Source organism: Undibacterium sp. GW821-FHT07F11, from assembly GCF_059418665.1.
In genome coordinates, this window is the sequence record NZ_JBWKQH010000006.1 from 333,355 (window position 1) to 354,599 (window position 21,245).

25 protein-coding genes and 1 tRNA gene are annotated in these 21,245 nt (G+C 50.8%); 18 read left to right on the forward strand and 8 right to left on the reverse strand.

The genetic code is table 11. From position 1 onward, the window contains the following. Nucleotides 1–43 precede the first annotated feature (43 nt). The 8 genes from hisA to tatC all read left to right on the forward strand — a co-directional run bounded on the left by hisA (nt 44) and on the right by tatC (nt 4,444). Nucleotides 44–835 carry a 1-(5-phosphoribosyl)-5-[(5-phosphoribosylamino)methylideneamino]imidazole-4-carboxamide isomerase gene (gene hisA / locus AC07OI_RS17215; RefSeq protein WP_110256502.1) on the forward strand — a complete coding sequence of 264 codons (792 nt, stop codon included), beginning with the start codon at nt 44–46 and terminating at the stop codon, nt 833–835. Beyond that, the gene (gene hisF, locus AC07OI_RS17220) at nt 832–1,596 is read left to right on the forward strand and encodes an imidazole glycerol phosphate synthase subunit HisF (RefSeq protein WP_110256503.1); all 765 of its coding nucleotides are present in this window, start codon (nt 832–834) and stop codon (nt 1,594–1,596) included. The genes hisA and hisF overlap by 4 nt, the downstream gene beginning before the upstream one ends. After that, nucleotides 1,593–1,994: a phosphoribosyl-AMP cyclohydrolase gene (gene hisI / locus AC07OI_RS17225; protein ID WP_423005153.1), complete on the forward strand. Its 402-nt coding sequence runs from the start codon at nt 1,593–1,595 to the stop codon at nt 1,992–1,994. The genes hisF and hisI overlap by 4 nt, the downstream gene beginning before the upstream one ends. Before the next feature lie 10 nt (nt 1,995–2,004). After that, entirely contained in the window at nt 2,005–2,358 is a 354-nt protein-coding gene (locus AC07OI_RS17230) for a phosphoribosyl-ATP diphosphatase (RefSeq protein WP_492704959.1), read from the forward strand. Between the two features lie 36 nt (nt 2,359–2,394). After that, a complete protein-coding gene (locus AC07OI_RS17235; protein WP_495258049.1) occupies nt 2,395–2,766 on the forward strand; it encodes a histidine triad nucleotide-binding protein in 372 nt (123 codons plus the stop codon). Nucleotides 2,767–2,872: 106 nt separating this feature from the next. After that, the gene (tatA, locus tag AC07OI_RS17240) at nt 2,873–3,091 is read left to right on the forward strand and encodes a Sec-independent protein translocase subunit TatA (protein ID WP_492704961.1); all 219 of its coding nucleotides are present in this window, start codon (nt 2,873–2,875) and stop codon (nt 3,089–3,091) included. 46 nt (nt 3,092–3,137) lie between these two features. Further along, a complete protein-coding gene (tatB, locus tag AC07OI_RS17245; RefSeq protein ID WP_492704963.1) occupies nt 3,138–3,623 on the forward strand; it encodes a Sec-independent protein translocase protein TatB in 486 nt (161 codons plus the stop codon). Nucleotides 3,624–3,667: 44 nt separating this feature from the next. After that, nucleotides 3,668–4,444 carry a twin-arginine translocase subunit TatC gene (gene tatC, locus AC07OI_RS17250; RefSeq protein ID WP_492704964.1) on the forward strand — a complete coding sequence of 259 codons (777 nt, stop codon included), beginning with the start codon at nt 3,668–3,670 and terminating at the stop codon, nt 4,442–4,444. Between the two features lie 3 nt (nt 4,445–4,447). Here the strand turns inward: tatC and AC07OI_RS17255 are convergent, their stop codons facing one another. After that, on the reverse strand, nt 4,448–5,116 hold the full coding sequence (locus AC07OI_RS17255) for a DUF2461 domain-containing protein (protein WP_492704965.1): 669 nt from the start codon (nt 5,114–5,116) through the stop codon (nt 4,448–4,450). A 6-nt stretch (nt 5,117–5,122) separates the two neighbouring features. Then, the gene (locus AC07OI_RS17260) at nt 5,123–6,298 is read right to left on the reverse strand and encodes a Do family serine endopeptidase (protein ID WP_492704967.1); all 1,176 of its coding nucleotides are present in this window, start codon (nt 6,296–6,298) and stop codon (nt 5,123–5,125) included. 13 nt (nt 6,299–6,311) lie between these two features. Here AC07OI_RS17260 and AC07OI_RS17265 point away from each other — a divergent pair, with 13 nt between their 5' ends. Further along, nucleotides 6,312–7,073, forward strand: a complete 762-nt coding sequence (locus AC07OI_RS17265) for a Nif3-like dinuclear metal center hexameric protein (protein WP_495258050.1) — start codon at nt 6,312–6,314, stop codon at nt 7,071–7,073. Between the two features lie 94 nt (nt 7,074–7,167). Here the strand turns inward: AC07OI_RS17265 and mscL are convergent, their stop codons facing one another. Beyond that, nucleotides 7,168–7,587 (reverse strand): large conductance mechanosensitive channel protein MscL, encoded by a 420-nt coding sequence (gene mscL / locus AC07OI_RS17270; protein WP_495258051.1) that lies wholly within the window; start codon nt 7,585–7,587, stop codon nt 7,168–7,170. A gap of 378 nt (nt 7,588–7,965) precedes the next feature. Between mscL and petA the strand changes: the two genes are divergently transcribed. From petA to AC07OI_RS17305, 7 genes are all read left to right on the forward strand, one after another. Continuing rightward, nucleotides 7,966–8,580, forward strand: coding sequence for a ubiquinol-cytochrome c reductase iron-sulfur subunit (petA, locus tag AC07OI_RS17275; RefSeq protein ID WP_492704972.1), 615 nt, complete (start codon nt 7,966–7,968; stop codon nt 8,578–8,580). Next, nucleotides 8,580–9,992, forward strand: a complete 1,413-nt coding sequence (locus tag AC07OI_RS17280) for a cytochrome b (RefSeq protein ID WP_495258108.1) — start codon at nt 8,580–8,582, stop codon at nt 9,990–9,992. The genes petA and AC07OI_RS17280 overlap by 1 nt, the downstream gene beginning before the upstream one ends. 22 nt (nt 9,993–10,014) lie before the next feature. Next, nucleotides 10,015–10,779 carry a cytochrome c1 gene (locus tag AC07OI_RS17285; protein ID WP_492704974.1) on the forward strand — a complete coding sequence of 255 codons (765 nt, stop codon included), beginning with the start codon at nt 10,015–10,017 and terminating at the stop codon, nt 10,777–10,779. A 151-nt stretch (nt 10,780–10,930) separates the two neighbouring features. Beyond that, nucleotides 10,931–11,542, forward strand: coding sequence for a glutathione S-transferase N-terminal domain-containing protein (locus AC07OI_RS17290; protein WP_110256517.1), 612 nt, complete (start codon nt 10,931–10,933; stop codon nt 11,540–11,542). Between the two features lie 123 nt (nt 11,543–11,665). Next, a complete protein-coding gene (locus AC07OI_RS17295; RefSeq protein WP_492704976.1) occupies nt 11,666–12,157 on the forward strand; it encodes a ClpXP protease specificity-enhancing factor in 492 nt (163 codons plus the stop codon). Between the two features lie 58 nt (nt 12,158–12,215). After that, nucleotides 12,216–12,291: transfer RNA gene (locus AC07OI_RS17300), tRNA-Thr, on the forward strand. A gap of 184 nt (nt 12,292–12,475) precedes the next feature. Next, nucleotides 12,476–14,665, forward strand: coding sequence for a S9 family peptidase (locus AC07OI_RS17305; RefSeq protein WP_495258052.1), 2,190 nt, complete (start codon nt 12,476–12,478; stop codon nt 14,663–14,665). Between the two features lie 47 nt (nt 14,666–14,712). On the opposite strand, the gene AC07OI_RS17310 is transcribed toward AC07OI_RS17305, so the two are convergent. After that, nucleotides 14,713–15,375, reverse strand: coding sequence for a glutathione S-transferase family protein (locus AC07OI_RS17310; protein ID WP_495258053.1), 663 nt, complete (start codon nt 15,373–15,375; stop codon nt 14,713–14,715). 14 nt (nt 15,376–15,389) lie between these two features. Beyond that, a complete protein-coding gene (locus AC07OI_RS17315; protein ID WP_495258054.1) occupies nt 15,390–15,818 on the reverse strand; it encodes a DoxX family protein in 429 nt (142 codons plus the stop codon). 78 nt (nt 15,819–15,896) lie between these two features. On the opposite strand from AC07OI_RS17315, the gene AC07OI_RS17320 reads away from it, so the two are divergent. Further along, nucleotides 15,897–16,793: a LysR family transcriptional regulator gene (locus AC07OI_RS17320; protein ID WP_492704984.1), complete on the forward strand. Its 897-nt coding sequence runs from the start codon at nt 15,897–15,899 to the stop codon at nt 16,791–16,793. A gap of 55 nt (nt 16,794–16,848) precedes the next feature. On the opposite strand, the gene AC07OI_RS17325 is transcribed toward AC07OI_RS17320, so the two are convergent. Next, nucleotides 16,849–18,936, reverse strand: coding sequence for an esterase-like activity of phytase family protein (locus tag AC07OI_RS17325; RefSeq protein ID WP_495258055.1), 2,088 nt, complete (start codon nt 18,934–18,936; stop codon nt 16,849–16,851). A 168-nt stretch (nt 18,937–19,104) separates the two neighbouring features. Here AC07OI_RS17325 and AC07OI_RS17330 point away from each other — a divergent pair, with 168 nt between their 5' ends. Then, nucleotides 19,105–19,947, forward strand: coding sequence for a hypothetical protein (locus tag AC07OI_RS17330; RefSeq protein ID WP_495258056.1), 843 nt, complete (start codon nt 19,105–19,107; stop codon nt 19,945–19,947). A gap of 192 nt (nt 19,948–20,139) precedes the next feature. On the opposite strand, the gene AC07OI_RS17335 is transcribed toward AC07OI_RS17330, so the two are convergent. After that, nucleotides 20,140–20,730: a UbiX family flavin prenyltransferase gene (locus AC07OI_RS17335; protein WP_492704989.1), complete on the reverse strand. Its 591-nt coding sequence runs from the start codon at nt 20,728–20,730 to the stop codon at nt 20,140–20,142. Between the two features lie 7 nt (nt 20,731–20,737). Further along, a complete protein-coding gene (gene grxD / locus AC07OI_RS17340; RefSeq protein WP_110256538.1) occupies nt 20,738–21,049 on the reverse strand; it encodes a Grx4 family monothiol glutaredoxin in 312 nt (103 codons plus the stop codon). Between the last annotated feature and the right edge of the window lie 196 nt (nt 21,050–21,245).

Consider the following 21,245-nt stretch of genomic DNA (forward strand, 5'->3'; position numbering starts at 1 on the left):
TCTTTTTTATTGTCTCATTGACGTTCCTACTTTTTCTCATATCATGCTGCTCATCCCTGCTATAGACCTGAAAGATGGCCACTGCGTACGCCTTAAACAAGGTGACATGGACCAGGCCACCGTATTTTCTGAAGACCCTGCCGAAATGGCGCGCCATTGGCTGCGTCAGGGCGCGCGTCGTCTGCATCTGGTGGATTTGAACGGCGCGTTTGCCGGCAAGCCCAAGAACGAGGCGGCCGTCAAAGCCATCATCCAAGCGGTGCGTGATTACGCAGAAGAAACCGATACTGAAGAAATCCCGGTGCAGCTGGGTGGCGGCATCCGTGATCTCGATACCATAGAACGTTATCTTGACGATGGCTTGTCCTACATCATCATAGGTACGGCTGCGGTCAAAAACCCCGGTTTCCTGGCGGATGCCTGCAGTGCCTTCCCTGGCCAGATCATCGTCGGCATAGATGCCAAGGATGGCAAGGTAGCCACCGATGGCTGGAGCAAATTGTCTGGCCATGAAGTCATCGACCTTGCCAAGAAATTTGAAGGCTATGGCGTTGAAGCCATTGTCTATACCGACATAGGCCGTGACGGCATGATGGGTGGCGTGAATATTGAAGCCACCGTCAAGCTGGCGCAGGCTGTCAGCATCCCCGTTATCGCTTCTGGCGGCGTGCATGTACTGGCCGACGTTGAAGCCCTGTGCGCTGTGCAGGACGAGGGCATAGAAGGTGTGATCTGTGGCCGTTCGATTTACGAAGGCACCCTGGATTTGTTGTCTGCACAAGACCGTGCTGACGAGCTCAGCGGTGAATTCGATGATGAAGAAGAGACTGAATGAGCTTAGCCAAACGTATTATCCCTTGTCTTGATGTGACCGCTGGCCGCGTCGTCAAGGGCATTAATTTCCAGGAACTGCGCGATGCCGGTGACCCGGTAGAAATCGCCCGCCGCTATGACGGGCAGGGCGCAGATGAAATTACTTTTCTCGATATCACGGCTTCTTCTGATGGCCGCGACCTGATACTGCCGATTATTGAAGCCGTCGCTTCACAAGTGTTCATCCCGCTGACGGTTGGCGGCGGTGTGCGCACCGTGGCTGATGTACGCCGTTTGCTTAATGCCGGTGCTGACAAGGTAGGCATCAATACTTCTGCCGTGACCAATCCGCAACTGGTAGCAGATGCGGCACATAAGTACGGCTCTCAATGCATAGTCGTGGCCATTGATGCCAAAAATGTGGGGCCAGGCAAGTGGGAAGTATTCACTCATGGTGGCCGCAATGCCACTGGCCTGGATGCGGTTGAATGGGCGCAGCATATGGCCAAGCTGGGTGCAGGCGAAATCCTGCTGACCAGCATGGACAAGGACGGTACCCGTTCCGGTTTTGATCTGGGCCTGACACGTGCAGTGTCAGATGCCGTATCGATACCCGTCATTGCCTCAGGTGGTGTCGGTGGTTTGCAGGACCTGGCCGATGGCATCAAAGTGGGTGGGGCAGATGCGGTACTGGCTGCCAGCATTTTTCATTATGGACAACATACAGTAGGCGAAGCCAAGCAATTTATGGCTGCACAACATATACCGATGAGGTTGTCATGAGCGCGGCAAAATGGTTGAACAAGGTCAAGTGGGATGAAAACGGCCTGGTGCCTGTCATCGCGCAAGAGGCCAGCAGCAACGACATTCTGATGTTTGCCTGGATGAACCGCGATGCACTGACTAAAACCGTGGAACTGGGTGAAGCTGTTTACTGGAGCCGTTCGCGCAAGAAACTCTGGCATAAAGGTGAAGAGTCAGGCCACATCCAGAAGGTCAAGGAAATCCGTATCGATTGTGACGAAGACGTGGTCTTGCTGAAGATAGAACAGACTGACAGCATCGCCTGCCACACTGGCCGCCATTCCTGCTTCTTCCAGAAGTTTGAGGGCAGCCTCAATGATGGTGACTGGCTGGCGGTTGATCCGGTCTTGAAAGATCCGGAAAGTATCTATAAATGAGTATCGTGCAATGAGCAATACACAAGAGCAGACCTTGCAGCGTCTGGCAGAGATCATAGAAAGCCGCAAGCTGGTGAATGGTGGCGATCCGGATAAGTCCTATGTCGCCCGCCTGTTTTCCAAGGGTGACGACGCTATTTTGAAAAAGATAGGCGAAGAAGCAACAGAAACCGTGATGGCTGCCAAGGATGCCCGGGTGTCAGGTGATGCGTCCAAGCTTTTATATGAGTGCGCCGACCTCTGGTTTCATTCGCTTGTCATGTTGGCCCAGTATGATCTCAGCCCTCAACAGGTGCTTGATGAGCTGGCCAGGCGTGAAGGTATTTCTGGCATTGAAGAAAAAGCGGCACGCAAGGATGCGTGAGCATAAGTATACGTCTTGTTGAGAAACGGATAAAACGTGGATAACTGCATTTTTTGTAAGATTGCTGCAAAACAAATTCCTTCTGCCAGTGTTTATGAAGATGACGAATTGCTGGCCTTTAAAGATATCAACCCGGCTGCCCCTGTGCACCTGTTGATCATTCCTAAAGTTCATATCGATACTTTGTCTTCGATACAGCCAGAACATACTGCCTTGTTGGGTAAAATGCTGGCGCTGGCGCCAAAGCTGGCGCAAGAGCAGGGTTGTGCTCCGGTACAGCAGGCCGATGGCAGTTTGTCAGGTGGTTATAAAACCCTGATCAACACCGGGCCAGATGGTGGGCAGGAGGTGTATCATTTGCACATGCATGTGATAGGTGGTCCCAAGCCTTGGCGTGGGCAGCGCTGATAGCGGGTTTTTATTGACCCGGCACTGGCACCAGCTTTCGCTGGCGGTGACAATTACAGGTTTTTATCATATTTTTCGAGAGCAAGACTCTCACTGGGAGTAAGTAATGGGTTCATTAAGTATTTGGCACTGGCTGATCGTTCTGGTTGTCATCGTGCTGGTGTTTGGCACGAAGAAGCTGGGCAATGTCGGTTCCGACCTGGGTAAGGCCGTCAAGGGCTTCAAGGACGGCGTCAAAGGTGAAGAGGAAAAACCGGGATCGTCACAGCAGGTTGCTGACAAAAGCACCATAGACGTAGAAGCAAAAGACAAATCCAAGCTGTGATGCATTTTCCTTGCGCTGATGTGCAACCCTTGCCGGGGTTGCCAGCATGATAGATCTTGGTATCAGCAAGCTTGCATTGATAGGCGTGGTTGCATTGATTGTTATCGGTCCTGAAAAATTGCCCAAGGTGGCAAGGATGGCTGGCACCCTGCTGGGTCGTGCGCAGCGCTATATCAATGAAGTCAAATCCGAAGTCAGCCGTGAAATTGAGCTGGAAGAATTGCGCAAGATGCAAAAAGATGTACAGGATGCCGCTCACAATGTAGAGCAATCCATACATCAGACCTGGTCAGAAACCGAGCAGGAATTGCGCAACCTGGATCAGGAAACCGATACGGCCCTGTTGCATACAGCAACACCTGAGCAATTGGCGGTCAAGGTAAAAAGCTTCCGTCGTAAAAAACTTGCCCGCACTTCCGCATTGCCCGCCTGGTATAAAAACCGCCACGGTCAGCGCCAGCATATTATCTCTGGATCGGCAAGAATGGCGCGCCACCGTGCCTATCCCCGTTCTGGCGGCAGTTTCTTTTAATTTTCGCTTATGTCTTTGCGTTTTTATAATTTGGCGGTATTCGCATGAGCGATCAAACGGAACACAGTCCTGAAGAGAGCTTTATCTCGCATCTTGTCGAACTGCGCGACAGGCTGGTCAAGATACTTGGCGGCGTGCTTGTCGCCTGTGCAGTCTTGATGATATGGCCAGGGCCATCAGCGATTTATGATTTTCTGGCGCAACCCATGCTGGCATCCCTGCCAGCCGGATCGAAAATGATCGCGACGGGTGTTATTTCGCCGTTCCTGGTGCCTATGAAAGTGACCTTGCTGCTGGCTTTCATGGTGGCCTTGCCATGGGTCTTGTATCAGGTCTGGGCTTTCGTTGCGCCCGGTCTGTATGCCCATGAAAAGCGTCTGGTAGCACCACTGGTTATTTCTTCATCCCTGCTATTTCTTAGTGGTGTAGCGTTTTGTTATTTCCTGGTGTTTGGCCGTGTCTTTAAATTTATCAATGAATTTGCACCTGCCTCCATCAGTGTCGCGCCTGATATAGAAAATTACCTGGATTTTATTATTTCCATGTGCCTGGCTTTTGGCGTGACCTTTGAAGTGCCGGTCGTAGTCGTGGTCCTGGTGCGCATGGGTCTGGTATCGCTGGAAAAACTCAAGGCCATACGGCCTTATGTCATCGTCGGTGCCTTTGTGATTGCCGCGATTGTGACGCCACCCGATATTGTCAGCCAGTTCTCACTGGCGATACCGATGATTTTATTGTTTGAATTGGGCTTGCTCATTGCCCCGCTATTCGTCAGGGCAACCCAGGCGCCACCAGAAGCTGGCGAATCAAACAGCCAGTAAGTTTCAGGCCGACCTTAACCAGCTTACCAGCGGCATGGCACTGCGGTAAGCTGTCAGCAGGGTAGATTTCAATTCATCCGTATCCATGCCCTTGAGCGGGCATTCTGTCCATACCATGAAATTCTTCAGCTTGATCTGTTCTATATGTGGCAGGTCGGCATCAAAGCCTTTGGGCGGGCGCTGCAGCTTGCCTTCATCTTGCAGCGTACCAAACTGTGCTTTCAGCTTCTTGTCTTTCAATACCTTGGCAAAACCATCCGGGTCAGCGACGATGTGATTGCGTATCGCCTTCAAACGGTCTGAGGGGGGCATGTATTCACCGACCGCATAGAACAGGCGGCCAGTACCATCCATCTGGAAATAATACGCAGGCCCGCCGCCTTCACTAGGCTTCTTGCGTCCGCTCGGGACTATAGAGGAAGAGAAGGTGGTTTTATACGGTGATTTGTCATGCGCAAAACGCACGTCGCGGTTAATGCGGAAAAGTGCTTTTTTCGGCTCCAGTCCTATGATGGCGGGATCAAATTTGCTGATCTCAGTGATCATTTCGGTGACCAGTTGCAAAAATTCTGCCCGTAAAATGTCATAGCGCGGTTTGTTCATGACGAACCAGGCGCGGTTATTGTTGTCGCCCAGCTCGGACAAGTAAGCTTGCAAGTCGATCAAATGCATGGATTTCTATTCCCGGTTTTCTTCTTTGCGTGCTGACGGGCGTTTGCCTATCAGGATTTCCAGTGTAGGTTCCTTGGTATCGCGCAAGACCGTGATCTTGGCTTTGTTACCAGGTTTCAGTTGTGCCACCAGATTCAGCATCTGGGTGGTGTCGCCAACGGGTTTACCTTCGATGGCGATCAGGATGTCGCCTGGTTTCATGCCAGCCTTGTCAGCCGGGCCGCCGCGTATCACGCCGGCGATGATTGCTCCGGATTTTTGCTTCAGACCAAAACTGTCTGCCAGTTCTGGCGTAATGTCTTGTGGTTCCACACCTATCCAGCCGCGCACCACATGGCCATTGGTGATGATGGATTCCATGACCTGCTTGACGGTGGTTGCCGGGATGGCAAAACCTATGCCTACCGAGCCTCCCGTTTGTGAATAAATTGCCGTATTAACACCCAGCAGATTGCCATTGACATCCACCAGAGCGCCGCCAGAGTTGCCGGGGTTGACTGCTGCATCCGTCTGGATAAAGTTTTCAAAGGCATTTTCTGTCAGGTTATTGCGTCCCAGCGCAGAGATAATGCCCATGGTGACGGTCTGGCCTACGCCAAAGGGATTGCCGATAGCCAGGACGACATCGCCGACACTGGCCGTATCGGAGCGCCCCAGGGTGATTGCAGGCAAATCTGGCAAATTGATTTTGATGACTGCCAGATCGGTTTCCGGGTCAGTACCAACTATCTTGGCGCTGGTCTTGCGGCCGTCAGCCAAAGCAACTTCGATATCGTCAGCAGTTTCAACTACATGGTTGTTGGTGAGGATATAGCCTTCTGAACTGACGATCACGCCAGAGCCTAGGCTGGACAAACGCTCGGCTTGCGGGTTTTGCTGATCACCAAAAAAGCGTCTGAGGAAGGGGTCATTCAATAAGGGATTGCGACGCTGGCGCACTTCTTTTGAAGTGAAAATATTCACCACCGATGGCATGGCCCGCTTTGCCGCCGCGCCATAAGAACTTTGCGCGGGTACGCTATTGGCAGGTGCTTCCTTGACGATGGCGCCAGCATTCAAAATCTGGGTTTGCCTGGTGTTATACCCCCCTTTTACCCAATCGGGTTTCAAGGTGGTTACAATAAACCAGATCGCCAGACCGACAGTGACAGTTTGGGCAAACAATAACCAAAGACGACGCATAGAAAGAATCAGTATGAAATCAGTGAATCGGGACGAATTAGCGCAATTCCTGGCAAAAGAACTGCAAGTAAATTACTTTCGTGATTATTGCCCAAACGGCGTACAGGTGGAAGGGCGCAGCACGATTAAACATATCGTCAGTGGCGTGACTGCCAGTTTAGCATTATTGGAAAAAGCCGTGGAAATGCAGGCCGACGCCATCCTCGTGCATCACGGTTACTTCTGGCGAGGCGAGGATATGCGCGTCATAGGACAAAAGCAGCGCCGTCTGAAACTCTTGCTGGAGAATGATATTTCCCTGTTTGCCTACCATCTGCCGCTGGATAATCATGCAGAACTGGGCAATAACATAGGCCTGGCCCGCCGCCTGGGCCTGACGGCAGACGGTCGCTTTGGTGAAAATGATCTCGCCTGGCTGGGTACTTTGGATGATAGTGCGGTCGCTACCCTGGCCGATTTGGCCCTGCACATAGAGTTAAAACTGGGTCGCAAGCCCCTGTTGATCGGTGATCCGGCAGCGCCAGTGGGTCGCGTTGCCTGGTGCACTGGTGCTGCCCAGAATATGCTGGACCAGGCGATTGCAGCAGGTGCCTCGGTTTATCTGAGTGGTGAAATTTCTGAGCCCACGGTGCATCTGGCGCGTGAATCAGGCGTGGCTTATATCGCTTGCGGTCATCATGCGACCGAGCGTTTCGGGGTACAGAGTTTGGGGCAGTTTATTGCTGACACGTTCGGGGTGCAGCATAGTTTTGTGGATATTGATAATCCGGTGTGATTAGCGATGATGTTAAGCCCCACCCTTGGAAAGAGAGGGGACTTTGCAATTGTTTTTTTGAGTTGGTTTTTTTTGAAAAATAAAAGTTTTTCTCTTACTTCTTCAAGGCGTCTCTGATCTCACGCAACAGCAATACATCTTCAGGGGTGACCTCTGGCACAGGTTCCGGTGCTGGCTCTGCCTTTTTGAGCGCATTGACCAGTTTCACCATCTGGAAAATCACAAAAGCCAGGATAACGAAACCGACGCTGACAGTCACAAAATTACCATAAGCGATAACACCACCCGCTTTTTTTGCTTCTGCCAGCACCAGATGCGTGCCCTGGCCATTCAGCGGGATGTAGTAGTTGGAAAAATCAAGGCCACCGACGATGCGCCCGATCACGGGCATGACGATATCGCCAACCAGAGAATCAACGATCTTGCCAAAAGCAGCGCCAATGATGACGCCAACTGCCAGGTCAACGACATTGCCCCGGCTGATAAATGTTTTAAATTCTTGCAACATACCCATGGGAATTCTCCTTTGAGAGGCTGATAAAGGGGTGGTAAAGAGCGAATTTTGGTGCAAAATAAACTACAAAAATGCATGTCCAAAATTCAAGTAGCAAGATTCTAATGCGCAAAGTATATGAAAAGCCCGCAGTTTTTTGTCAATTTTCTTTTCTCTTAATGCCGAAATACTTATTATTGCCCGTGATTTTGTGCTCAAAGTACAAATCCAGCCAGCCCGAACATGCGATTCGGGCTTGAATTGTTGAAAAATGCCAGCAAGTTGGCGTTTCGGATATCTTTTTCTTTAAAACCATATCCGGGTCATTTATAATTTAAGGTTGCTAGAAGCTGGGTTTTTGCTTCATCAAGTTTTGATTATTGACAGATTGGGGTTGGTATGAGTATCGAAAAGCAGGTCGATTCCGGCCGTCGCGGTTTACTCGTCGCCACTTGCGCGGCGGGTGGTGTGGCAGGCTTGGCAACGGCAGGTGCGCTGGTAAGCACTTTCCAGCCATCCGAGCGCGCCAAGGCGGCAGGTGCGCCGGTGGAAGTGGACATTTCGTCCTTGAAGCCGGGCGAAATGCAAACGACAGAATGGCGTGGTAAGCCAGTGTGGATTTTGAAACGCACTCAAGAAATGATGGACAGTCTGAAAAAGACTGAAGACAAGGTTGCCGATCCAAAATCGGAAAAACCTTACACCATGGCGATGCCTGAGTACTGCGACAAGCAGACCCGTTCACGCAAAGAGCATAGCGACATTCTGGTAACGGTCGGTATCTGTTCCCACCTGGGCTGTTCTCCAAGTTCCAAATTCCAGTCGGGTGCACAGCCATCTTTGCCTGATGACTGGAATGGCGGCTTCCTCTGCCCATGCCATGGTTCGACTTTCGACCTGGCCGGACGTGTGTATAAAAACAAACCAGCTCCACAAAACCTGGATGTGCCTCCTCACATGTTTTTGTCGGAAACCAAAATCGTCATCGGTAAAGATGAGAAAGGCGAGGCCTGATCATGGCATTTGTTGAGAAAAAACTCCCGGCAGACGCACCTGTCGTGGACAAGGCCTTGAACTGGGTTGATTCCCGTTTTCCGCTGACCAAGTTGTGGAATGATCAATGGGGCAAGTATTACGCACCAAAGAACTTTAACTTCTGGTACATCTTTGGTTCCCTGGCGATGCTGGTACTGGTTATCCAGATCGTTACCGGTATTTTCCTGGTCATGCATTACAAACCTGATGCCAACCTGGCGTTTGCTTCGGTTGAATACATCATGCGCGATGTGCCCTGGGGCTGGCTGGTGCGCTACATGCACTCGACTGGCGCTTCGGCATTCTTCATCGTCGTGTACCTGCATATGACCCGTGCTTTCCTGTACGGTTCTTACCGCAAGCCACGTGAACTGATCTGGTTGTTCGGTTTCGCGATTTTCCTGTGCCTGATGGCCGAAGCTTTCTTCGGTTACCTGCTGCCATGGGGTCAGATGTCTTACTGGGGTGCCCAGGTTATTGTTAACCTGTTTGGTGCCATTCCTTTCATTGGCCCTGATCTGTCCTTGTGGATCCGTGGTGACTATGTGGTCTCTGATGCGACATTGAATCGCTTCTTCTCCTTCCACGTCATCGCTATTCCTCTGGTCTTGCTGGGTCTGGTGGTTGCTCACTTGATCGCCTTGCATGAAGTGGGTTCCAACAACCCTGACGGTATCGAAATCAAAGAAAACCTGGACCCTGATGGTCACCCTGTTGATGGTGTGCCTTCTCACCCTTACTACACTTTCCACGACATCTTTGGCGTGACTGTGTTCCTGACGATTTTCAGTGCAGTCGTGTTCTTTGCACCGGAAATGGGTGGCTACTTCCTTGAGTACAATAACTTTATCCCGGCTGATTCACTGAAAACGCCATCGCATATTGCTCCGACCTGGTATTTCACACCTTTCTACTCGATTCTGCGTGCTACCACTTCCGAGTTCCTGTACGTCGTACAGTTTGGCGCTGCAGCTTATGTCGTATTGATCTGGATGACTACCAAGTTGCATCAATTGCTGAAAATCGCGATTGCAGCTATTGCACTGGTCGCCATTGTCGGCATGATGCCTTTTGGTCTCGATGCAAAATTCTGGGGTGTGGTATTGTTCGGCGGTTCCGTCGTGATCCTGGCTTTCTTGCCATGGCTGGATGTTTCTCCAGTTAAATCAATACGTTATCGTCCAGACTGGCACAAATCTGTGTACATCGTCTTCGGTATTGTTTTCGTTACCCTGGGTTACCTCGGTGTGGAGCCACCTTCACCAGTTCGTGAACGTATCTCCCAAGTTTGCGCGATCATTTACTTCGGCTTCTTCATGCTGATGCCATGGTGGAGTGCAATGGGCACATTTAAGCCCGTGCCAAAGCGCGTTACATTTGCAGCGCACTGAGAAAAAGCGAGGAAGAATAAGCATGAAATTACTTAAAAAACTGATCGCTGTGCTGGCATTTGCTCCTGCAATGGTACTGGCAAATAGTGACACCATCCCTCTGGATAGTGCCCCTGACCGTTCCACAGACATGGCTGCTTTGCAAAATGGTGCGAAGCTGTTCGTCAACTACTGCCTGAATTGCCACTCTGCTTCAGCCATGCGTTATAACCGTTTGAAAGATATCGGTTTGACAGATGAGCAGATCAAGCAAAACTTGCTGTTTACTGGCGAAAAAGTCGGCGACCTGATGAAAACCACCATGTCAGCCAAGGATGCCAAGGACTGGTTTGGCGCAGTGCCACCTGATTTGTCCGTGATTGCCCGTGCCAAAGCATCTGGTGCCGGTACTGGCGCTGACTGGATTTACACCTATCTGCGTACGTACTACAAAGACGACTCCCGCCCAAGTGGCTGGAACAATCTGGTGTTTCCTAACGTTGGCATGCCTCACGTATTGTGGGAATTGCAAGGTGTACGTACCATCAAGATGGTAGAAGAAAGCGATCCGCATGATGAATCCAAAAAGATTCACAAGGTCGCTGGCTTTGACACTGTCAAGCCTGGCACGATGAGCAAGATAGAATATGACAATGCTGTCGGCGACCTGGTTGCCTACTTGCAGTGGATGGGCGAACCAGCCCAAAGCACACGCAAGCGCCTCGGCGTCTGGGTCTTGCTGTTCCTGGCTACGCTGGCAACTCTGGCATGGCGCTTGAATGCATCGTACTGGAAAGAAGTAAAATAAATGTAAGGTTTCGGGCTTGCGCTGATAACGGCATGAGCCAGAAATTTTTTGAGATCGTCCGTTTTTCTCCGTCGTAGACGGACGTGTAATCCCTGGGGTGAGGTGCGCAAAACTGGCTCCTCGCCCTGATCGTTTCTAAGGAACTATAAAAATGATGGTTCTCTACTCGGGTACAACCTGCCCATTTTCTCAACGTTGCCGCCTGGTTCTGTTCGAAAAAGGCATGGATTTTGAAATCCGCGATGTTGATCTGTTTAACAAGCCTGAAGATATCTCGACCATGAATCCTTATGGTCAGGTGCCTATCCTGGTTGAACGTGAATTGATATTGTATGAATCCAATATCATTAACGAATACATCGATGAGCGCTTCCCGCATCCGCAACTGATGCCGGCAGACCCGCTGCAACGCGCCCGCGCCCGTTTGATGTTGTTCAATTTTGAAAAAGAATTGTTCATCCATGTCCATACTCTGGAAAACGACAAGAACACAGCGTCGGCCAAAGTACAGGACAAGGCTCGTGCAGAAATCCGCGACCGCCTGACTCAGCTCGCACCTTTGTTCGTCAAGAACAAATACATGCTGGGCGATGAATTCTCCATGCTCGACGTGGCCGTTGCCCCATTGTTGTGGCGCCTCGATCACTACGGTATAGAATTGTCGAAGACAGCAGCACCTTTGATGAAATATGCAGAACGTATTTTCTCCCGTCCTGCCTACATCGAGGCACTGACACCATCTGAAAAAGTCATGCGCAGATAAGCAAGACCTGTTTCAGGATAAGATAACAAGGCTGATGCAAACGTCAGCCTTGTTGTTTTTGGGCTGTCCGCCTAAAGTACCTTAAAGCACTTCTTAACATACATTTTCACCGATTGTATAAACATGCAAGAAATATCTACCAAGCCTTATTTTATGCGTGCCATCTATGAGTGGTGCACCGACAATGGCTATACGCCTTATATGGCGGTCAAGGTCAACCATGCTGCACGCGTGCCCATGGAGTTCGTCAGGAACGGTGAAATTGTACTCAACATCAGTTTCGGCGCGACCAGTGGCCTCAAGATGGATAATGATGCGGTTGCCTTCAAGGCCCGCTTTGGTGGTGTATCCCGGGAAATCTATGTACCGGTAGAAAACGTGCTGGCAGTGTATGCCAGTGAAAATGGCCAGGGCATGGCGTTTGAAGTTGATCTCAGCGAAGCAGAGGAAGACAGCTCAGACGCAGCCAATGAAGTTGAAGAAAATACCAAGCCTGTACTTGGTCTGGCGGCAGTCAGTAGCAAGCCGACACCAGTAGAAAATCCGGTTTCTGCAGACGAAATAAAAAAATCTGAAAAAAAATCAGAAAAGCCCTCGCTAAAAATAATAAAGTAGCCTATAATCTTGGTCTTCGGGAATGCAACGGCAACGAAGCAAAAACGAAAAAAGTTTCGCCGACTTAGCTCATTTGGTAGAGCAGTTGACTTGTAATCATCAGGTGGCCAGTTCGATTCCGGCAGTCGGCACCAAATTAAAAACCCATCGTTAGCAATAACGGTGGGTTTTTTCTTTATCACTCAAGAATCCGGTTTATTTCACAAAGCGAATTTTTCTTGAACTGCACAAGTCTGTCACGGTCATAATCCGTATCTGTTAAATTTCCATGCATGGGCTTTGACACACTGTTTCTTCAATTTATGGCATAGGAGTTTTATGCGGATTCGTATCGCGTCTTTTTTGTTGGCCATCAGTCCTGTTCTTGCCGGTGGTAGTGTTGCGCAGGCCCAGGATGGCATGCTCAGCCTTGAAATGATTTATCACCCGACAAAAAAAGAAAAATTTGATGTCAAACCCCTGACTCGCCTGGCTTGGGATGCGCAAAACCGGCTCATAGAAACCCAGAATACGGCTGGGGTGGTGCAGCAGTTTGTGGTTAATCCAGCGACCTGGGAAAAACAGGCTTTACTGGCAGATGGCAATATCCTGGCGATGATGACAGCTGCGGGCATACCTGAAAAAGAGGCCAAAGCCCAGATAGATAAGCTGACGCCGCAAATCAAGCCTGACTTGAAGTCTTATCTGTTCACATATAAAAATGATTTGTGGCTGCTTGACCTGCAATTGAACAAGGTCAGGGAACTGACACATACGCCAGATCAGGTAGAAGATGAAGCGATCTTGTCGCCAGACCTGCAATCAGTCGCCTATCTGAAGGGGAATGATATTTATCTGACGGATGTCGCTGATGCCACAGAAAAGCGCCTGACCACAGGTGGCAATGAAACCACTTTCAATGGCCGCCTTGATTGGGTGTACATGGAAGAGATTTATGGCCGTGGCCGCCTGCGTGCATTCTGGTGGGCACCGGATTCCAAAAAAATCGCCTACCTGAGTTTTGACGAAAGCAAGGTTCCTGTTTATACCCTCAGCGGCGACCATGCACAACCTATCAGGAGCGAACGTACGCGCTACCCCAAGGCCGGTGACCCTAATCCTGAAGTCAAGCTGGGTGTCGTGGATATGACGGGCAAAACCAGCTGGACTGAAGACCCTTATGCAGGCAAGGAAACCCTGATCGTGCAGGTAGGCTGGACGCCGGATGGCAAGTTGCTGGCATCCTGGCAAGACCGCGTGCAAACCTGGCTGGACTTGCGTATCTATGATGCTCAGTATCGCAGCAGGCAATTACTGCGCGAGAGCAGCCCGGCCTGGGTGGAGCGCCTGCCTTTGCCACAATTCTTGAAAGATGGCAGTTTTGTCTGGGAATCTGATCGTACAGGTCACCATCACCTGTATCGCTATGACCAGCAATATCAGTTCAAGGGCGCGATCACCAAGGGTGACTGGGATATCCGCAGCGTCTATGGCGTTGATGAAGCCAAAGGCAAAGTCTTTTTTGCAGCCAATGAACGCAACCCCATAGGTAATGATGTGTATGCCGTCAATCTTGATGGCAGCAAGCTGCAAAGACTGACGACAGAATCAGGCACCCACAATGCACGCTGGAATAGTGCCTATACGCATTTCATTGATAGCTGGAGCAGTCTCAAGCAAGCGCCAAAGCAGGCAGTATTCAATGCCGAAGGGGCCTCACTGAAACTGGTCGATGATGTTGGTGCGCCCGAAAAAATGCAGGGTCTGCAACTGGCTAAAGTCACGCAGCAGCAAATCAAATCGCGTGATGGCTTCCTGATGGAAAGCCTGCTTTTCCTGCCACCGGATTTTGATCCGAAAAAGAAATACCCGGTTTACCAGCATCTGTATTCTGGCCCCATGGCACCACAGGTGGTTGATCGCTGGAACAACAATCTCTGGCACCACTTCCTGGCGCAGCAAGGTTATATCGTCTGGATACTGGATAACCGCAGTGCCAGTAACAAGGGCCTGGTCAGCGCCTGGCCCATACACAAGAAACTGGGCCAGTTGGAATTGCAAGACCAGCTTGATGGCCTGGAATGGTTGCGCAAGCAGGGCTGGGCAGATATGGACAGGATAGCCCTGAATGGCTGGAGTTATGGCGGTTATATGACTTCGTATGCGATGACCCACAGCAAGGCCTGGAAGATAGGTTTCGTTGGCGCGCCAGTGACGGATTATCGTTTGTATGACAGCGTGTATACCGAGCGCTACATGGGTCTGCCACAAGACAATGCAGAGGGCTATGACAAGGGCAGCGTGTTGAAAGCCACTAAAGACCTGAGCGGCAAGATCATGCTCATGCATGGCACCATGGATGACAATGTCCATCCGCAAAATACCATCATGTTTATTGATGAACTGATCAAGAATGGCAAGGATTACAGCCTGCAATTGTATCCCGGTGCAGGTCATGGCCCGCGTGGCGACTGGACCATGTGGTCACTGCAAAAAGCCAAATGGGAATTTTTGAAAAATAATCTCTGATTATTTGAGATACAAAAAAACGGTACAGAAAAATCTGCACCGTTTTTTTATGACATCAAAGCTGACAAGGCAGAATGACGTGCATGCAAGAAAGCATGTAATAAAGCGGAATAATCTTCACTGACAGCAGTTCGTGCGGAGACCCGTGCCTGCAGGCTTTGCCGCCATGCTTTTAACTTAGGGCGGTCAGTAAAAAATCCAAAATCTGCTATCTGTTCAAACACATCAAAATAGCGGAATACTGGTGCAAATGCCGCATCCACCAGACTGAAATTTTCGCCTGAAAAATAAGGTCCATCGCCAATCTGCTTTTCCAGTTGCGCAAACTTGGTTTTTAGCTCTGCTGCTTTGGCATCCAGGATCTGTGCATCTGCGGCATTGTAAAAACCGCCTATGCTATTCAGGGTGGCAGAGGCAAATTCTATCCAGGCGCGGTGTTGCGCTCTTTCCAGTGCAGCTTCTGGATGCAGGCGGTGTGGCATGGTTTCATCCAGGTATTCGCATATGACTGCTGACTCAAAGATGGCTTGTCCATCCACCAGCAACACTGGCGTTTTGCCCAGTGGTGACACTTGCAGGAACCAGTCAGGCTTGTTCGCCAGGTCTATATCTATACGTTCAAACAGCAGACCTTTCTCTGCAAGGGTAATGGCCGCGCGCTGCACATAAGGGCAAAGCTTGTGGCTGATCAGGGTATATTGATTACTCATGATTTGTCCCTCTCTTATGTCAGTGAAAAGCGTGAGCTGCGGCGCAGGGCAAATGCCCCGTCACCCAGCAACCAGACGGCAATTGAAGTCACGATCAGAAACACTGGATATTCCCAGCCACCATTTGGGCTGGTATGCACCCAGCCATTGCCAAAATGCACAGTCGCGGCAACTGCCATGATGGGCACCAGTGCCAGTGCAACCTGGCGGCTGTAGATGCCGAGTACCAGCGCCAAGCCACCGAGTAATTCCAGCGCGAACACGGGATAAGCGAGAAAGCCCGGATACCCTATGCTGGTAAAAAACTGCGCCGTACCGGGCAGGGTAAACACAAACAGTTTCAGCAAGGCATGGGCTATCCACATGATGCCAAGGCTGATGCGTAACAGGGTAATACCGTAGGCATTGCTGCCTTGATCTGCCGAAGGATTTGAGTGAGTCATTTTGCTCTCCAAAAAAGTGTTTGATGGAGTTACTATATGATTTCGTATTTGCAATGAAAATAGGCAGTGGAGCAAACTATGAATGCAAAAACGCAATATAGACTAAATTACAGATTAACTGCGGTTGACCTTGAAGTGGTGCTGGCGCTGGTGCGTACCGGCAAACTGGCTGAGGCAGGAGAACGGCTGGCACTGGATGCATCCACTGTCTTCCGCAGTATACAAAAGCTGGAAAAAGGCCTGGGGCAGCGCCTGTTTGAACGTTCACGCACTGGTTATCAGGCCAATGAGCTGGCGCAGGAACTGGCGGTACATGCAGAGCAAATGGAAGCGCAGCTTGAAGCTGCCCGTTCAGCCATGCAAATGCAGCCAGACCAGGTAGCAGGAGCCGTGCGTATTACGACCACAGACACCATATTGCATGGATTGCTGGCACCTGTCTTGAAGCCCTTGCAATTGCTGCATCCTCTCTTGAGTCTGGACCTGCATGCAGGCAATGAGCTGGCCAGTCTGACCAGGCGCGATGCCGACATTGCCATACGGGCCAGCAAGCGACCACCTCAGCATTTGATAGGCAAACACCTGGGGCCTATACGGGTGGCTTTGTATGCAGGCAAGGCCACCAGGATAAAGCACTTTGATGTTGATGTCGCTCAGCGCCATCACTGGGTAGCACCTGACGATGCCTTGCCAGAGCATCCATCTGTGGTGTGGCGCAAGAAGCATTTTCCTAAGTTGCAGGCGACCTATAAGGTCAATAGCATACTCACCGTGGCAGAGCTGGTGGGGCAGGGCTTGGGCCTGGGTATCTTGCCGCTATTCCTCGCACAGGGACGCAAAGATGTGGTGCAACTGAGTGATGTGCTGGATGAATGCCAGACCGAACTATGGCTGCTCACGCATACCGAGGCCAGGCATTTGCGCCGGGTGTCGGCGGTGTATTCTTACTTGTCGCAAGAGATGGTCTTGAATTGAAAAAAGCCGCTGTGAGCTTGATCACTCACAGCGGCTTTCTATCGGTAAGACAATATCAGGAAGGGATATTGAAGTCAGCCAGTTTCTTGCTGAACTTGAACAGCCAGATACGGTTAGGGCGTTCAGTATCTGCACCACGGGCTACACGCATGGTATTGCCTGCGGTACAGCCCAGTGCTCCAGCCGTGGTCGTCAGGGCGCCATTGGCATCTACCGTACACTTGGTCACATCGGCACCAACCACGATGGCACCGGTAGGATCAAGGATCACAGTTTTCATGCCAAAGTCGTCATCATTGGTCAGCGCCAGCGTGCTGTCATCGACCAGCGCCAGACCTTCAGCTTTTTCGGCCAGCCAGCCTGCATTGTTCAAATCAAACAACTGTGTTTTCTTGAGCAAGACCACATCAGCATAATTGACACCATTGACTGCTGTACCTGTCATGCTACTTTTTTCCAGGTCTGTGCCCATGTTGGCGATATCGGTCGCATTGCCCGGTACTTGCACCAGCATCAGCTTGTTGAAGGCCTTGCCATCCGGGCCCGTACCTTGCTCAAGTACGATGAATTTGCCATTCCCCAGTGACACCATGTCACCCAGTTTGGCATTGCCTGTCTTGCCTGCGGTGTATTGCGTGCTGTCAATAGGGTAGGCATACAACCTGGTTTTTTCTGTGGTCGGGTCAAACTCTACCCAGCGGTTGAATTTGGCATAGTCCTTGATGCTTTCGCTGGTCGCTGCCGTTGCACCTGGCACGAGGTAATTGGCCTTGCCATCATCCAGTGGGCTTTGCACAAAGCCATTCAATTTGCCAGTGGCGACTTCCAGTGACAGACCTTCCATGCCACGGTTGGCGCGGCGTTTCAGCAAGACAGCGGGCAGGTCGGCTGTACCTGTGCCTGGCTGGTATTTTTTCAGGATGATGCCGGTGGCAACATCAATCTTCAAAATGAAAGGGCCGTATTCATCCGACACCCAGACCACGCCACGTGCTGCGTCATAGACGATGGATTCAGTATCGAGGCCATAGTCGCTGAAAGTAGTCTTGCTGCTGGCATCAAACTTGGCTGCATCATTCAAAGGTACTTCGGCAGAAGAGCCAACCTTGCCAGCCGCGATAGACAGACCAGATGCATTGATGGTGGAGCTGAATTTGATGGGCGTGCTGGATTTCAGTACCGCGCCATCCTTGCCTATGCTGATCAGGCCAAATGAAGGTGTGAAGCTGGGGGAAGGAAAGAACTTGGCATCGCTGGTACCAGTGGCACCTGCAGTGACGACAGAGTTAGGCACTTTGGGGCCATCGCCATTCGGGCCGCGGTCGGTGATGCCATAGAATTCCAGCGAGCCATCAGCGGCTTTGCCCTTGAAGGTCAGGCCTGAGCCATAAGATGGCAAGAAACCTTTCGGGAATTCTGCCTTGACTGCGGCATTCGTACCCTCATACGGCACAAAGAAATTATCAGCAGCCTGCACCTGATAGCGCGTGATGGCGGCGCTGACCGTGCCCAGGGCATTGGTTTGCGTCACAGTATCAACGACAGGTGTGCCCAGCTTGGATGCCATGGTGTCTTCAAAATGTTCGCGTACCAGGGTGCGGCGGTCTGCATCCACGGTGAGCTTTTGGTAATTCGCTGGCAGCTTGGCCAGAGTTGCCGTCAGTGCCGTATTGAAGTTGGCAGCAGTGGCATTGAAGTCCAGAGTCTGGCCAGCGAGTGCAGTCTTTACTGTAGCAGGTATTTTGATACCGGTAGCAACATCATTGTCTTCGTCCAGCAATTGCAGGAACAGCAGGCGGTTGACGACGCTGTCATCCTTGACGTTGCTGGAATTGGCCAGGGTCAATGGTGTAGCAGTTGCTGCGCAAGGCGCATTACCCAGGGCGATACCGCCGACTGAGAAGGCGACTGTATCGCCCACGTTGCAGTTAAAACCGCCGGTGGCCGATGTACTGAGCTTGCTGCCGCCAGCGATGGAATAATCCAGGTTTTCAACTGAGGCATCGAGGAATACGCCACTCACCGGAGTAGGTGTGGCCGGAGTGGTGACCGTACTATTGCTACTGCCGCCGCAGGCCGTGAGCAACATTGCTGCAGTCAGACTACTGATGCCCAGCATCAGGTTTTTGCTACTTTGCTTCATTTGATATGACCTTTTGAGTAGTAAATTTGCGTGAAAATGCCTGCCCGCGAATGTACTAGCGGCATGTGACGCAGCAATGACAGCATAGCCACCTCTGATTGGCTGTCGTAATGTTAAGGTCATAAATGACAACTATAGTGTGCGCACCTTTTCTATGGAGTGCCTGTCATGATGAAATTTGCTGTACGCACAATAACCGGTCTCGCTCTGAGCTTGCTGCTGCCTTTGGCTAATGCTATTGCCGCCAGCAATATGGTCCCTGACTATGAAGTCAAATTGCTCATGAACCCGAATGTGGTTCTGGATGCCGACCACAAACTCAAGAGCACAGTGCTTAACACCTTCAATATGCCAACATCCGTGACCAAGATGAATGTCCTGTTCATGGATACCAATGCCAAAGATATTTACGGTAATACCTGGATAGCGCGGATACGCAAGACAGAAGGTGAAAGTGATTTTGAGCTGACCTACAAAAAGCGCTATGCCATAGACAATGGCAATATCAGTGAAGCCTTGTATAAAGCCAACGCAGAAGGCTTTGACTCTACCGAAAAGAATTACGGAGCCCAGGTTGAATGGGGCTATCAAAAGAAAACCCTGAGTATTTCCAACAGTAAGACTGACAGCAAATCCGGTTACAGCGGCATGGACTTGCCGTCCAACAGTGACTCCCGCAGCTTGCTCAAAAAGAATATCCCGGGCAAGCTGAATAACTGGCTGTATGGCGGCTGGGGCACGTCTATGCTCGATAATTCGCGCAAGTATGGCCCGATACTGGCCAAACGCTCAGTCGGCACCTGGAGTGGTCTGAAACTGTATATCGAAGTCTGGCCTATCCTGAACCAGGCAGGCACAGGTACTGACTACATCGTTGAAGCTTCTTTCAAGACCACGAGCGAAGCAACAGCATCAGCCAAGCATGATGAATTGCAGGCTTACCTGATTTCGCGTGGATGGTTTGTGGCAGAAGATTCGCTGAAGACCCAGCTCATCATGGACAGGTACTAAGGACTTACACACAATTGTCCCAGCAAGGCTAACGCTTTAGGTAAGCTCTCTTGCAAGAGAGCTTCGTTACGTTGGCAGACAACATGTTGTCTGAAACCCCAAAACACCGTAGCGACGAAGACAGTACTTTAGTACCGGGTTTTACTAAATGCGGGAGCTGCAACGCAGCTGGGGCGGTTTTGTGTAAATCCGCTAAGAATCTTTAAGGCCTTGCCAGCGTGGCGTCAGCTCATGCGGCAAGGCAAACATGTCGAGTACGCGACCAAGGGTATGGTCGACCATCTCTTCTATGCTTTGCGGGCGGTGGTAAAAACCGGGCAGGGGCGGGAAGATGACGCCGCCCATTTCTGTGACGGCGGTCATATTGCGCAAATGTGCGAGGTTGAAGGGTGTTTCTCGCACCATCAGAACCAGGCGGCGACGTTCTTTCAAGACCACATCGGCGGCACGGGTGATGAGATTGTCGGACAAACCATGCGCCACGGCTGCCAGGGTTTTCATCGAACAGGGTGCGATGACCATGCCATCTGACAAAAAAGAGCCGCTGGCAATACTGGCACCGACATCGCGCACATTGTGGACAACATCGGCCAGAGCTTCTACATCTTTGCGCTTCAAGTCCATTTCCTGATGCAGGTTCAGTACACCTGCTTCTGAAATCAGCAAATGGCTTTCCACGCCAGAAATATTACGCAAGACTTGCAGCAGCCGCACACCATAGATGGCACCTGTTGCACCGGTAATGGCAACAATCAGGCGCTTGGGGGCTGCGGCATCAGTCATGCCTTGCTTAGTCTTTCAGCAAAGTCTGCAATTCACCGCTGTCAAACATTTCATTCATGATGTCAGAACCGCCAACGAATTCGCCTTTGACATACAGTTGCGGTACGGTAGGCCAGTTGGAAAAATCCTTGATGCCCTGGCGTACTTCCGGGTCTTCCAGCACATTCACGGTGACCATGTTTTGCACGCCACAGGCTTTCAGCAATTGAATCGCACGGCCAGAAAAACCGCATTGCGGGAATTGGGCAGTACCCTTCATGAATAACACGACAGGGTTTGCAGTAACAGTTTCTTTGATCCAGCTTTGTACGTCGCTCATGGCTATCTTCCTTAAATACTTGAATTGCGAATACCAGCATTATAGTAGAAAGCCTCTCATAGTGCCGCAGCGCCGTATCTGACTGCTGGAAACTTAATGCAAATCAATTTGCAGTTTCCGGCACCATCAGCTATTAGTGTTACATTAAGTGCTTAACATCCTACCTAGAGCCAAAAAATTGGCCATGTTGCTGGAG